General features: G+C 35.0%; 13 protein-coding genes and 1 tRNA gene. 3 read left to right on the top strand and 11 right to left on the bottom strand.

Features of this window, described 5'->3' with window-relative positions; translation table 11 throughout:
• Positions 1 to 2 precede the first annotated feature (2 nt).
• Entirely contained in the window at positions 3 to 770 is a 768-nt protein-coding gene (locus AC51AA_RS10335; RefSeq protein ID WP_500702028.1) for a ParA family protein, read from the bottom strand.
• Between the two features lie 421 nt (positions 771 to 1,191).
• Here AC51AA_RS10335 and AC51AA_RS10330 point away from each other — a divergent pair, with 421 nt between their 5' ends.
• Entirely contained in the window at positions 1,192 to 2,598 is a 1,407-nt protein-coding gene (locus tag AC51AA_RS10330) for an OmpA family protein (protein ID WP_500702027.1), read from the top strand.
• A 717-nt stretch (positions 2,599 to 3,315) separates the two neighbouring features.
• Here the strand turns inward: AC51AA_RS10330 and AC51AA_RS10325 are convergent.
• A tRNA-Pro gene (locus AC51AA_RS10325) sits at positions 3,316 to 3,390 on the bottom strand.
• Positions 3,391 to 3,542: 152 nt separating this feature from the next.
• Between AC51AA_RS10325 and trxB the strand changes: the two genes are divergently transcribed.
• Positions 3,543 to 4,490 (top strand): thioredoxin-disulfide reductase, encoded by a 948-nt coding sequence (gene trxB / locus AC51AA_RS10320; protein WP_500702026.1) that lies wholly within the window; start codon positions 3,543 to 3,545, stop codon positions 4,488 to 4,490.
• A 133-nt stretch (positions 4,491 to 4,623) separates the two neighbouring features.
• Here trxB and AC51AA_RS10315 read toward each other — a convergent pair whose 3' ends face one another.
• The 5 genes from AC51AA_RS10315 to AC51AA_RS10295 form a co-directional block, all read right to left on the bottom strand.
• Positions 4,624 to 5,457 (bottom strand): GIN domain-containing protein, encoded by an 834-nt coding sequence (locus AC51AA_RS10315; RefSeq protein ID WP_500702025.1) that lies wholly within the window; start codon positions 5,455 to 5,457, stop codon positions 4,624 to 4,626.
• Positions 5,458 to 5,543: 86 nt separating this feature from the next.
• Complete coding sequence (locus AC51AA_RS10310; protein WP_500702024.1) at positions 5,544 to 6,278, bottom strand: head GIN domain-containing protein; 735 nt, start codon at positions 6,276 to 6,278, stop codon at positions 5,544 to 5,546.
• A gap of 3 nt (positions 6,279 to 6,281) precedes the next feature.
• Positions 6,282 to 8,012 (bottom strand): PspC domain-containing protein, encoded by a 1,731-nt coding sequence (locus tag AC51AA_RS10305; protein WP_500702023.1) that lies wholly within the window; start codon positions 8,010 to 8,012, stop codon positions 6,282 to 6,284.
• 2 nt (positions 8,013 to 8,014) lie between these two features.
• On the bottom strand, positions 8,015 to 8,347 hold the full coding sequence (locus AC51AA_RS10300) for a PadR family transcriptional regulator (protein WP_428229633.1): 333 nt from the start codon (positions 8,345 to 8,347) through the stop codon (positions 8,015 to 8,017).
• A 163-nt stretch (positions 8,348 to 8,510) separates the two neighbouring features.
• Positions 8,511 to 8,990 (bottom strand): DUF4870 domain-containing protein, encoded by a 480-nt coding sequence (locus tag AC51AA_RS10295; RefSeq protein WP_500702022.1) that lies wholly within the window; start codon positions 8,988 to 8,990, stop codon positions 8,511 to 8,513.
• A 230-nt stretch (positions 8,991 to 9,220) separates the two neighbouring features.
• On the opposite strand from AC51AA_RS10295, the gene AC51AA_RS10290 reads away from it, so the two are divergent.
• Positions 9,221 to 9,673 (top strand): DUF4442 domain-containing protein, encoded by a 453-nt coding sequence (locus AC51AA_RS10290; protein ID WP_500702021.1) that lies wholly within the window; start codon positions 9,221 to 9,223, stop codon positions 9,671 to 9,673.
• Positions 9,674 to 9,799: 126 nt separating this feature from the next.
• Here the strand turns inward: AC51AA_RS10290 and AC51AA_RS10285 are convergent, their stop codons facing one another.
• The 4 genes from AC51AA_RS10285 to AC51AA_RS10270 all read right to left on the bottom strand — a co-directional run bounded on the left by AC51AA_RS10285 (position 9,800) and on the right by AC51AA_RS10270 (position 14,262).
• Positions 9,800 to 10,021 carry a hypothetical protein gene (locus tag AC51AA_RS10285; protein ID WP_500702020.1) on the bottom strand — a complete coding sequence of 74 codons (222 nt, stop codon included), beginning with the start codon at positions 10,019 to 10,021 and terminating at the stop codon, positions 9,800 to 9,802.
• 165 nt (positions 10,022 to 10,186) lie between these two features.
• A complete protein-coding gene (locus AC51AA_RS10280; protein WP_500702019.1) occupies positions 10,187 to 11,437 on the bottom strand; it encodes a type II toxin-antitoxin system HipA family toxin in 1,251 nt (416 codons plus the stop codon).
• A 50-nt stretch (positions 11,438 to 11,487) separates the two neighbouring features.
• Entirely contained in the window at positions 11,488 to 11,778 is a 291-nt protein-coding gene (locus AC51AA_RS10275) for a helix-turn-helix domain-containing protein (RefSeq protein WP_500702018.1), read from the bottom strand.
• Between the two features lie 249 nt (positions 11,779 to 12,027).
• Positions 12,028 to 14,262 (bottom strand): multicopper oxidase family protein, encoded by a 2,235-nt coding sequence (locus AC51AA_RS10270; RefSeq protein ID WP_500702017.1) that lies wholly within the window; start codon positions 14,260 to 14,262, stop codon positions 12,028 to 12,030.
• Between the last annotated feature and the right edge of the window lie 7 nt (positions 14,263 to 14,269).

Genomic DNA, 14,269 nt, shown 5'->3' with positions numbered 1-14,269 from the left:
AACTATTTGCTGTTTTTCTTTATAATTTCTTGAGCTAAATTGATGTAATTAACGGCTCCTTTGCTAGTTGCGTCATAGTTAATGATGCTTTCACCAAAACTTGGAGCTTCGCTTAATTTCACATTTCGCTGAATTACGGTATCAAAAACCATATCGTTAAAGTGTTTTTGAACCTCTTCTACAACCTGATTGGATAAACGTAATCTAGAATCGTACATCGTAAGTAACAATCCTTCGATATCAAGATCTGGGTTGTGTATTTTTTGAATACTTTTTATAGTGTTCAATAGTTTTCCTAGTCCTTCAAGAGCAAAATACTCGCATTGAATTGGAATAACTACAGAATCTGCTGCAGTCAAAGCATTCAAGGTTAATAAACCTAAGGAAGGTGCACAGTCGATAATGATGAAATCATAGTCGTCTTTTACACTTTCCAATGCTTTTTTAAGCATGTATTCTCTATTTTCTTTATCAACCAATTCGATTTCGATGGCAACAAGGTCAATGTGTGCAGGAATCACATCTACATTTGGAGCTGAACATTTAACAATAGATTCTCTAGGAGTGGCACTATGTTCAAGTATCTGATATGTCCCTATTTCAACAGATTCAACGTCGATCCCAAGGCCAGATGTGGCATTTGCTTGAGGATCAGCATCAATCAATAATACTTTTTTTTCTAAAACACCTAATGAGGCTGCAAGGTTTACTGATGTAGTAGTCTTTCCAACGCCTCCTTTTTGATTAGCAATCGCAATGATTTTGCCCATTTATTTTCTGAATTTTGAACCGTAAAAATACAATTATTTATGGTTTCTGAAAATCTATTTTGTTAACATTTGCTAAACTTTGGTTTAGCGTTGATTCGCGCGTGTTTGGTGGATTTTTATTTTGGTGATGTGGAAAAACAGTTAAGAAATTTCTCTCTATTTAAATTAAGTATTAGGAGTAGAATTGCCGTGTTTTTTCCTTCGGGTTTGGAAAATAAATTGTTGTAAAAGTTTTGATTGTACTTTTAGCCTAATGAGTAAAGGAAATTGGGTTGCTTATACTTTGAATCAAGTGTTTCGTTCTTTTTTATATGGTATAATAATCAAAATGTAGGAATGATACAATTTATTCATAAAGTTTTATAACATTAAATGATTTTATCTGAGGGATCTTTGTGTTATCCATTATAAAATTTAAATCATGATGAAGAAAAACTTACTGCTTTGTATCTGCTTAGCATTTACAATAGCCTCAAAAGCACAAACTGAAGATAAAAAATGGAACATAGGTCTTCACAGTGGTATCACACAGTATCAAGGGGATCTTGGTAATAATTTCTACAAAACCGATAAAGCATTTTATGGTTTTGGAGGTATATCTGTATCGCGCTATTTAAATCGTTATTTTGATTTAAATTTTCTTGCTTCAAAAGGAACAATTGGTTACAATAGTTCGTCGACAGGAATAATAGGTAATATTGGTCCGTCGAGAAGTTTCAAGAGTGATTTTACTTCGGTAGCATTAAATTTAAGATTTAATATAACCGCACCAGAATCCTTAATAAGGCCTTATCTATTTGTAGGTGTTGGTGCTATGTTGTTTGACAATGATTTGAACTTTGATCAAGATAGGATTGACTATGCTTTACCTACTGCTGGGGGTGGATTAAATTTTAGATTGAGTCCTGGAATTATGCTTAACCTACAAGAAACCTTTAGCTATTCCAATAAAGACAGAAGAGATGGTGTCATTGCAGGTAAAAAAGATGCTTACTTGTCACATATGGCTGGTTTGACTTTCAATATTGGAGACAAAAAGGATGCTGATAATGATGGTATTTCGGATCGTAATGATACTTGTCCTGGAACTCCAGCTGGCGTATCAGTAGATGCCAATGGGTGTCCTTTAGACAGAGACAAAGATGGGGTAGCTGATTCTTTAGATATGTGTCCTGATATTGCAGGAACTGTTGCTTTAAAAGGTTGTCCGGATTCTGATCATGATGGTGTGGGTGATATTAACGATAAATGTCCAGATACTAAAAAGGGAACCAAAGTTGACGAAAGGGGTTGTCCTATGGATAATGACAATGATGGCATTTCAAATGATTTAGACCGTTGTCCAGATGTTGCGGGTCCATTAAGTTTAAATGGTTGTCCAGATTCTGATGGCGATGGTGTAGCTGATATGAATGACCATTGTCCTGCTGTTAAAGGAACTATCGAAAATAAAGGTTGTCCTGAAATTGCAAAACAAGACATACAGAGAATTACGTATTTAGGAAGTAAAATTTTCTTCGAAAATAATAGTGAAAAATTAAAAGTTGCATCTTTAGTTCAGTTGGACGAACTGGCAAGTTTAATTAATAAATACCAATCTTCTAAATTGGTTATCGAAGGACATGCAGACAGCAATGGTAGCGATGCATTCAATTTAGAATTATCTCAAAAACGTACGGAATCCGTAAAAAAATATTTAATAGAAAAAGGTATTGCTGCCTCAAGATTGACAGCAATTGGTTATGGTGAAAGTAAACCAATAGCCAGCAACAAAACCGCTTTAGGCCGTGCGAAAAACAGAAGAGTAGAGTTGAAAATAAGCTACTAAAGGCAATAAAATATGGTTTTATAGTTAGATAAGAGGCTGTCTGAAAAGTAATTTTCAGACAGCTTTTTAATTAAATAGTAATTTAAAAGGAATTACTTTCCAATGCAATAAGTAATAATCCTTGTGTTTTTAAAACGGTCTCTTTTATTTTTTCGTGGATACTTTGCATTGTCAATAAACTAAATATTGTAACAAATATTGTAAAAATTTGTTACATAATATTGTTGATAACAATTGATTTAGAAATAATATTTGAATAGGTAAAAAATGAAAGTACTAATTAATCACTGCAAAAAAACGCGGTGATTATATTCCAAAAAAACATTTACAAAGAAATTTGCTGCCTTACAGTTTTATCTGGTTCTGTCGCATCTGGGAATAATTTTATCTTTAGAATTTTAAACCGATCAAAAAATGGATACTAAAGGTCATTGTTATCCAAAATATATCATTCTTCAGGCCGTATAATTCAAATTAAAATTTGCACTTAGTTACCGCGATGTTGAAGAAATAATGAAAATTAGAGGAGTGCTTGTGGATCATACTATGATTCAGCGTTTGGTTTATAAGTTTACACCTTTGCTTGAGTCAGAGATGAAGAAGAGGAAAGGCAAAGTAGGGGCGAGTTGGAGATTGGATGAGTTATATCAAAAAAAAGAAAAACCTCTTAAATCATACGATTTAAGAGGTTTTTGCGGCCTTCGAAAGGCTCTTTAGTCGGGGTGGCAGGATTCGAACCTGCGGCCTCCTGCTCCCAAAGCAGGCGCGATAACCGGGCTACGCTACACCCCGTAAGCGGATGCAAAGATAGTAATAAATTTCATTTACAAAAGAAAAAAGGGAAAATAAATAAAACTTATTTTGATATAGTTATTTAGGATTTATTTTGGGTGCGTTTTTTTGTAATAAAGTTTACCTTTGCTGCTCTTAAAATTATAGATACTATGTCAGATACAATTGAAAAAATTAAATGCCTAATTATTGGTTCAGGTCCAGCAGGTTATACTGCTGCTATTTATGCTGCTAGGGCTAATATGAATCCTGTTTTATATCAAGGAATGCAACCAGGTGGTCAGTTGACTACTACTAACGAAGTGGAAAATTTCCCAGGTTATGTTGACGGTGTTACAGGACCTGAGATGATGATTCAATTACAAGATCAAGCAAAACGTTTTGGTTCTGATATTCGTGATGGTTGGGCTACTAAGGTTGATTTTTCAGGAGATATTCATAAAGTATGGATTAATGATACTATTGAATTACACTGTGAAACGGTTATTATTTCTACTGGAGCGTCGGCTAAATATTTAGGATTACCATCAGAGCAACATTATTTACAAATGGGTGGAGGAGTTTCTGCTTGTGCAGTATGTGATGGATTTTTCTACCGCAACCAAGAAGTGGTGATTGTTGGAGCAGGGGATTCAGCTTGTGAAGAAGCACATTACTTGTCTAAACTTTGTAAAAAAGTAACGATGTTGGTAAGAAGCGAAAAATTCAGAGCTTCTAAAATTATGGAAGAGCGCGTTCGTAAAACTGAAAATATTGAGATCTTAATGAACCATGATACAGTTGAAGTGATTGGTGATGAGCAAGTGGTAACGGCTATTAAAGCAAAAAATAAAACTACTGGTGAAGAATTCGATATTCCTGCAACAGGATTTTTCGTAGCCATTGGTCACAAACCCAATACGGATATCTTCAAAGACTATATTACACTTGATGAAACAGGATATATCGTGAATGTACCAGGAACATCAAAAACAAATGTGGATGGTGTTTTTGTAGCAGGAGATGCTGCTGATCATGTATACCGTCAAGCTATTACGGCTGCAGGTACAGGTTGTATGGCTGCACTAGATGCAGAAAGATACTTGGCTGCAAAAGAGTAAGAAACTCTTTTCTCTTTCCAATTCCTAGTTTTTAAAATTAGGAAATACGAGATTGAGATTTAAATATAGTAAAAAACCCATTCGTTGATTTTTTTCGAATGGGTTTTTTGATTTTTCTAAAGTGTGTAATTCTTTATTTTTGTCTCTTGATCAGTTTAGCATCCTCAGAAAAACGAGTGAGTGTCACAACTGGAGTGCCTAATAGGGTAAGTTCTGAATTATTCCCAATGGCAACATCAATGCTCGTTTCCGCAAAAACAGTTCCCTTAGCGGCATTTTCAGCAGTAATACTTGCCTCTTTCAAAGTGAATTTTGGTCCTGTGAATAGAGAATTGTTGTCTAGACGAAGGGCCGCTTTTTCTGCAATCCCTTCAATGGTCGCAGTGGCTTTTTGATACAAATCACATTTAAATTTGATGGTAGACACTAGGGATTTTACGCTAGCATATTTACTGAGTTGGAAGCTAGCTTCTTCAGATTTTAAATTTAATTCCGTTTTAGATTTATCATCGGTAATTAAACTGAATTTTTTCGAATTTACATTCAAAAATAATTTAGAAAAATCGAAAGCATTAAAGGTGATATCATCTAATTGTACTTCTTGAATGGCGTAAATTACAGCGTCGTTTTTAGCGATAACTTTATTCAGAGTACCTGTATAGGTAATGTGAACTGCTAATTTTTTGTAAATAGTAGTTTCTTTTGAGGTGTATAAACGAAGTGTTTTCTCTCTGAGGTCCATGCCAATAATATCGTGTAGGTTGTCATCGGCTTCAATTTTGATCTCATTTTTCTCGCCACGCTCCATATAAACTTCAAGGTTGTCATCGGCTTCGAAGGCATCAAAATCGCCTACTTCTTTTTGTGAAGTGGTTACGACTTTAGATCCTTTTATTTTTTCTCTTTTTTGTGCAAAAGTTAGTGTAGTTACTAATAGTAATAGAAGTAAGGCAGTATTCTTTTTCATTAATTCTAGATTTGATTTAGACAAACATAAAAAAAATCATCCACTTATGATGAATGATTTCTTTTATATTAACAGTTAAATTAGGTTTAACCCTGTGAAACATCGGCTCCTGAACTTACTGTTTTTTGGATTTCTTTAGGAACAATGTCATAGTTAATGCTGGAGCCACTACTGGCTTTTGCATTTAAACTCAAGATGGGATGTACATTAATACTAGCTCCACTTGAGGCTTTTGCTTGAACTTCATTGGCGAACAATTTTTGAGCATTAATAGAAGATCCGCTTGATGAAGTAGTGGTGATCGTTAGTGCTTTTCCTTCTGCATTAATGGTGCTGCCGCTACTAGAATCTAAAGAAATGGTGTCAAACTCTAGCTCAAGATTCATCGTGGATGCGCTTGATGATTCTACAGTCAGTTCTTGACCTTGAAGCATGTTTTTACTTGTTACTGAGGAAGCACTAGAGGCTTTTAGTTTTGCAATGACCGGCATTTTCACAGTCACTTTTTTCATCGTAATATCTCGGAAGGAACCAAATTTACAGCTAATGAATAGGGTGCCGTTTTCCACTTTGGTGATGATTTCTTTTTGTAGATTATCATCCGCTTCTACCACAATTTCTGTAGTTTCTCCTTGTTCGATAACCAAATCAATTGCATTGCTAACAGAGACATTTGTAAAATCTCCTTGAACGATTCTTTTCTCAGTGGTAACATTTCCACTACCTTCGATAGTGTTGACGTTAAAGTTACATGAGGCAAACAATAATGCAGTGATGGTGGCAATAATGAATTTCGTAATATGGATAATTATTTTGGTCATGGCTTAGTTGATTTTGATGATAACTCCGTCTTTGTCTGTGCTTAGTCTTCCGTTGGTTTTCTTTCCGTTTATAACTTCTTTTCCATTGATTTTAATAGAAACTTCTTTTATAGTGTCATTAGCATTAGCAATACTATCTTCTTCTTGGTCTACGTCTTCATTGTTGTTTTCTTCTGCTGGGCAATTCAAACATTTAATTTTTGAGCCTTCTACTTTGTAGTTGTAATTTCCACTAAAGTGCATGTTAAAAAAAACATCCTCAGAGTCATCGTAACCTTGTATGGAAGTATCTGGCTTGAATAACTGACCCTCAGGTAAGTACAAATATACATCAACTTCTTGATCTCTAAATTTATTTTTTACATCCGTTAGGAAGTAATTGTCAAGTACTAAGTGATTTCCGTTGATTTGAACTTTGTAGTTGATTTTCTCTGCTCTTTGTTTTGCGTTGCTGAATGAATTGCCTCTGGCGCTTCTCTCTATTTGTAAATACGGTGTAGTGTTATCGGTATGTAGAACATGTAGACGAACATTATTAGAATAGATCAATTGGTTGTTGACTGAATCTTGAACGAATTCGAAATCGCTGTGCTGGTCCAAACTTTTGGCGAAGTAATCACTGTACCTGAACTTTACATATAAGGTATCTTTTGGTGTAATGCTGATTACTTTTTTCTCAATAGTCTTGTTGTCATAAGAAATCTCAGTGGCTTGTTTGATTCCGATACTAATGGCAATGGCTACCGCTATAATCCAAATGGCTAACAGCGTATATTTAGTAATGTTTCCAATAGATTTTAAGTTCGGAGATAACAATTTAAAGCCTAAAAGTGTCATGAAAAAGAATGGAATTCCGATAGCAAAAAACATCAATAAACCGAAAGACCAGATTGGATAGTCAGTAAAGTTTCCAGCTTCAACGAAGTTCTGCCAAGGGAAATCAATGAAGATGTTAGTCCCTAAGGTAAAAACGCCAATTAATAACATGATTAAAACGCTAATTCCAGATATGATTAAGATAACACCTAAGAATTTAGCAAATATTTTAAAAACCGTCATCACAAAGTCTCCAAATGAACTACTTATTCTCTCAGCTCCCGACTTTACTTGGTTTCCCATTTTATCATAATCCGCATTTTTAAATTTGTCAGATAAGGAGTCAATTTCTTCACGAACTTTCTTTTCGATGTTCGAGATTGTTACGGGCTCACCTGTCATTTCTAATTTCTCAGAAGTAGTAATGGCTTCTGGAGTTACAATCCATAATACAATGTAGGCTAAAATACCCGTTCCAAATCCTGCGAAAACAAATATCAAGAACATGATTCTTAACCAAACAGCGTCAATTCCAAAATAGTGACCCAGTCCAGTGGCTACTCCACCAATCATACCTTTTTCTTTATCACGGTATAATTTTTTGGTTCTTCTGCTTCCATTGTCATGATAAGACTGGTTCGATTTTGCTTCATCTTCTAGGATGTAATCTTCAGGTTGTCCCATAACGGCAATCACTTCGTCAACATCTTTCAATCCTACAACATGTTTTTCGCTTTTTTGTTTTTCTGTCAATAATTCAGAAACACGCATTTCGATATCTTTAATGATTTCATCTTGTCCAGATGAGTTATTTAGTGATCGTTTTATAGCGTCAAAGTAGCGCGTCATTTTTAAGTATGCATCTTCATCGATGTGAAAAAACATACCTCCTAAGTTTATATTTACTGTTTTGTTCATGACTATTGTTTTTGATTGGTGATTAGATTTACGGCGTCAGACAATTCTGTCCAAGTGCCGCTAAGTTCGTTTAAAAATGTTTGTCCTATTTCGGTTAATCCGTAATATTTTCGTGGTGGTCCTGAAGTTGATTCTTCCCAACGATAATTTAGTAAGCCGTCGTTTTTAAGCCTAGTGAGTAATGGATAAACGGTACCTTCAACTACTAGTAATTTTGCGTTTTTTAAAGTGTCTAATATTTCTGATGTGTAAGCGTCTTTTTCTTTTAATACAGATAAGATGCAAAACTCAAGAACACCTTTGCGCATCTGTGCTTTTGTGTTTTCAATGTTCATAATTTCATTTTGTTTTTTTTTGATTGAACAATTCGTTTTTTGATTGATGATGATGATTGATGATTGATTTCGGTCTTTTACTGATGATATCAATGTTTTTGAACCTAACTTTTAATCTTTAGTGTTGCACCGACCTAGATCGAAATACTTGCTATTATAGGGATTACTTTATAAAAGGAATCGTTAGGGGATATTTATAGAATTCTCCGTTTGAAGCTTTTATGGAAGCATAAATTACTAGAAAAAACTCCGCAACTTTTAATAATCCAAAAAGTAAGAGTGCTGTTAGTCCAATACTGATCAGTCCAATGTTTCCTGAAAAATCAAAATTTCTTATAATGAAATTTTCATCGTTAAATACCGCATTAAGGGGTAAGTTCTGTAGAAATACAATGAAAAAAATAGGGATAGCAATTAAAGCTAAAATCAAGGTGTAAAGCAATAAACTCAATTGAAAATTCAAGGTCTGCTTTCCATGATGATTTACAAAATCTGATTTGTCTTTGTAACTAGTCCAGATAAGTATCGGGAAAATATAATTCCCAAAAGGAATAATATACTGACTTAATGTACTTAAATGAGTGAACGTTGCAATGTTCTTGTCTGAGGTGTTTTCCATGATGAGTGGTGTTGATGTTTCCATGATTAAAAGTATATAGTAATTTCTTATACAAATATATGGCTAAAAGACAGTATCTTGTTTTGCATAGTACCAAATGTTAACAAAATTTTAACAAAATTTTGAATTGATCAGTGATTGAAATAAGTTGAAAATCAGTGTGAGTAGCCGATTTTATTGGACTTAATGGAAAGTAAAAACAATTTATTGTGCGTGCATAGTTTTTTTGTATTTTTACATAAAAAATTAAACTCATGGCAATTTCAGTTTCAAAACTCAATAAATTTGTATTGTTTAAGTTACCATCGGCCTTCATTTGTGGCGTGCGCGTAAAAGCTATTGATGAGCATAAATGTGTGGTCAGTGTGAAACACCGTTGGATTAATCAAAATCCATTTAACTCGATGTATTTTGCGGTTCAGGCGATGGCAGCTGAATTGACTACTGGTGCACTGGTTATTTCTCAAATTCAACAAAGCGGTAAAAAAATCTCCATGTTAGTGGCAAACAATAAAGGGAACTTTACTAAAAAAGCCACAGGAAGAATCACTTTTGTTTGTAACGACGGACATTTAATTGCAGATGCCATCAAGAAAACCATCGAAACAGGTGAGGGGCAAACTTTCTGGATGAAATCTATAGGAACTGATGAAAAAGGTGTTCAGGTTTCTGAAATGGATTTCGAGTGGAGCGTTCGAGCAAAATAGAACATTCAGTAATGATAGCTAGCCAAACGTTTTTTCTTTTGAATTTTGACTAAAGCCAATAGGCTTTGCCGTTTTAAGATATAAAAAAAGACCTCATCGAGGTCTTTTTGTTTACAATCAATTTTGTTACGCTTTAACGCAACAAGATTTTTTTTCTTTTTTAGTGGTAACTGCCTGGCAGGTTTTTCCTTCGGCTTTACATTTTGCTTTACATTTTGCGATATCAGCAGTACTCATTGCTTTGGCTGAAGCCGTCTTTTTAGAACTGTTTGATTCTTTTTGAGCGTCTTGTGCATTAACGCCAAGTGAAAACAAAGTAATAGTTAGAAAAGTAATTATTTTTGTCATTTTAAAAAGGTTTGTTTTTTGTTTGTATTGCTAGTTTTAGCGCACCAAATATAATGACATTTTTTAGAGTTGATTCTTACATTTAGTTAATTTTTTGATAATTGTCAGAAACTAAGAAACGAGCTGATTTTGTCAATGTTGGTTTCCTAAATTTGATGATTTTGTTTAAAAATTAAAGGCTTTATTCATTAATTCTATTTCACTTCTTGAAATTCCTATTTCTTTTGCAATAATTTTCCAGTTGCTTGTAACTTGAATGACTTCCTGTATAATAGTTTCCATTTGTTGTTTATTTAAGCGAAAATATTCTCCAACGCTTTTGGCTAAATTGAAATCGAGATCATTGTTGTCGAGATCTATGTTTAGAGCTAACCCATCTTTGTCAATTGATGGGTTAAGATCATATGCTGGAGATAATATCCAGCCTTCTTTTGTTAATATAAAGCCGTGATTTCTTAAGTGGTCATCTGTATTGGAAATGGAAATGTTGAATATTATTCTACGCCATAATTGATGTAAATTAGCCTCTATGTTGGAGCCATAGTTGCTTATAAATTCTGCAATATCTAAGTAACTTGCTTGATTGTCACGAATTGTGTCTTCGTTGTTGGCTGTCATTGTCATTGCTGAAGCAAAGTGTATCCTTTTTTCATTTTCTCTGTCAAAACGTTTGGTAAAAAAAGTATGGTAGTTCCCTATTATTTTTTCTATTTTGCATGGCGCCATTTCTATTCCAGCATTTATTGCTAATTGATAGGCTAGGAACTCCCATGCCGCTTTATCGGTTGTATCTGTTTTAGATGGAAACTTAGCAATCCAAAGACTTTTATTGGCATCTAATATATTTGCTTTTGGTCGTGCTCCGCCTAATGAGGAGCCCGGTGCCATTAAAACAGATAACCATTTTTTTACCTCATCGTTATCATCGTCATTTTCAAAATTAGTGGCAGCGTTTTGAAGCTCACGGATAGATGACCATGGTGGAGTAGAAGCTGTTTTGTTGTTATCTAGAAAATCTCCCTCGGGATTTACTTTAAAACGTAATGCTCCCATGCGGCTGTCGTCATAAACACCTAAGAGATAATCAATATCGTACAGTGTTGGTGTTTTTTCGCCTTTTTCTTTAGCTATTTGTGCAGCTCTTCGTTTCATTAATGTTCGTCCCCAAGTGTCGGGCATACTATCCAAGAATATACCAAAGTTATCTTTTTGATTTGGGTATTGTGGTCCACCATATAATTGAATATCTGGATCAAGTATAAATCTTTGCTCTGATTTAATCCATTCATTATCATATTGAAAGCTAAAGGCTTTTTTTCCTTTAGCTTGTTGTGCTGAAAGGATTCCAATGATTTTTGGTTCAAACATTTCTTGCCAGTGTGCGTAAACGTATATGTCAGTTTTGTTGGTGGGCATTATAGTGTATAATTAAGTTACGATCTTTACTAGACGATATAAGAATTACATTATTTTAAAAGATCAAGATCTTGCAGTTTTCTTCCTAATTCATCATCTGAAGCGAGTTTAAGAAAATCATCTTGAAGCCCTAGTGCTCTCAGAACATTAAAATAAGCACCAAGAGCCACACTAGGATTTCCTTTTTCTATTTGGTATAAAGTAGTCCTAGCAATATCTGCTCTTTCTGCAACTTGAACAGCGGTTAGTTTTCTTCTCTTCCTAGCTAATTTTATGTTTTCTCCCATTTGTTCTAAGGTTAGTTGGTGTTTAGGAAAAAGGATTTGTTTTTTTTGACTCATTTCAAACAGTGTTCGTTATTATGTACAAAATTAGTGTTTATGTTCGTAATAATAAACATTATCTATATTTTTTTATTTGTAGGTAACTTGGGGAAAGAGGCCAGTCAGGTATTGTGATTTCAATATAATCTATCCGTTAGTTTTAGAGGTAGATGGGCAGAGTTGTTCAATTTATGAGAATTTTATAATTTAAAATTTTTATGGTTGCTACAGATAATTGTCTCGTATTTATAAATAAAAACAATTTTTCTAGTAATTCAGGTTCACACCAAAACCAATTCCCATATCACTGTCGTAATGAGTCGTGATTCCGAAGTTTCTCCCTACGATGTATTTCAGACCAGCCATGTATTCTTTGTCTGTGTTCCACATCAAATTCATTCGTAAACGACTCGATAGTGGAATGTCTTTACGTTCAAATTGTAGTCGTACAATACCATCGGTATATACCTCAACTTGCGCTTTTACTAACATGGGTAGTGTATATTCTACACCGACACTAAAAACCGAACGTTGGTCTTTAGTATTGGATTGTCCAAAAAGGTTTTGTTCCTGCAGGTCCATTCCCATTTTTCGGTAACGCCAATCAAAACCAATAAAAGGCATCAGCCATTGCATTTTGCCGATGTATCGACCAATATGAGTTTCGGTTTCAAATCCATGTTCGTTATTGTAGCCCAATCTCCATTCAGTACCAATGCTCCAACGGGTATTGCTGTACATGGCCTCTCCATCGTTTCCATTGGAGGCAAAATCATTTTCAGCCATAAAATGAAACATTCGATCGTCCATTTTTAGCATTTTGTCCGCCATTTTAGGATCGTGAATTAGGGGATTCGGAGCTGAGTTTTCATAAGTGAAGATACGCCCCATTCCGGCCATCATATGATACAATATATGACAATGAAAAAACCAGTCGCCGTCAGCATTGGCTTGGAATTCTATAGTATCGGTTTCCATGGGCATAATGTCAATGACATTTTTCAGCGGAGCATATTCGCCGTGCTCATTCAAAATCCTAAAATCATGTCCGTGTAAATGCATAGGGTGACGCATCATCGAGCCATTATACAAAACGATTCTAACGTTTTCTCCTTTTTTGATCAAGATTTTATCGGTTTCAGAAATCACTTTATTGTCCAGGCTCCAAACATAACGATTCATATTTCCCGACAATTCAAAACGCAATTCTTTTACTGGGGCGTCTTTAGGTAGTGTTGTTTTGGTTGGTGATTTTAGCATGCCGTAATTCAAAGTGGTAATCTCAGCAGTGGCTGTTGTATCAGTGGACATCTTCATGTCTTCCATATTGTGCATGGAATGATCCATTTTCTCAGTAGGATCTTCACCGGAGATTTCAGGATACATCACGGCATTCATGTCCATTTTGTTTAAAGACATTTTCATGCCCATATCATTCATTTGGCCATTCATCTTCATCATATCGTTCATCATTTTCATCCCTTCAAAGTATTTTAATTTAGGAAGATGGGAAACATGCTGTTTGGTTCCTTCCCCTAAGAATAAAGATGCAGATCCTGTTCTGTCTTCAGCTGTCGCCAAAAAAGCAAAGGATTTTTTATCTTCACCAATGGTAACCACTACATCATAGGTTTCAGAAACGGCGATGATGAGGCGATCCACTTCTACAGGCTCAACATCATTTCCATCGCTGGCCACCACGGTTATTTTTCCTCCGCCATAGGTCAACCAAAAATAACTGGAAGCACCGCCGTTAGCAATTCTAAGTCGGACTTTGTCTCCTGCTTTAAACTGGGAGAGCTGATCTTCATTTTTTCCATTAATTAAGAACTTCTCGTAATAAACATCACTCACATCCATGGCATTCATGCGTTTCCATTCGTTGGTGATCTTTGTTGAAAAATGACCTTTGGCAATGGCCTGGGTGTAACTTTGGGTCGTTCCTTTTTTTATGGCAAACCAATCGTTGGCATTGTGCAACATTCGTTGCACGTTCTCTGGTTTCAAATCGGTCCATTCACTTAAGATGACAGGAATGGTGGGTAAGTCATCAATCCCTTTTCTAAAAGTGAGATCCTCTTTCTTTTTATTAATAATAAAGAGTCCATATAGGCCTATTTGTTCTTGAAGTCCAGAATGGCTGTGGTACCAATAAGTTCCATTTTGAATAATGGGAAAGGTGTATTTATGTATTGTTCCCGGTTTAATCGGCATTTGCGTTAGGTAGGGAACACCATCTTCTTTATTGGGTAAAAACAAACCGTGCCAATGCAAAGCAGTGTCTTCATTTTTTAGATCGTTGTGCACATAAATCTCTGCAATATCCCCTTCGGTAAAAGTCAATGTGGGCATGGGGATTTGTCCGTTAACAGTAAGTGCTCGTTTTTCTTTACCTGAAAAATTGACAATGGTGTCTCGAACGTGCAAGTCATACCGCACCACTTTCTGTGCTTTTACATTAAAGGCAATCAAGAAAAGGATAAGAATAGAATGTAGTTTCATGGTACGT

The organism is Flavobacterium sp. OHVDL-2026-0007, assembly GCF_059882335.1.
Note: the sequence above shows the minus strand (reverse complement) of the source record. Positions and strands in the feature narration are given on the sequence as shown.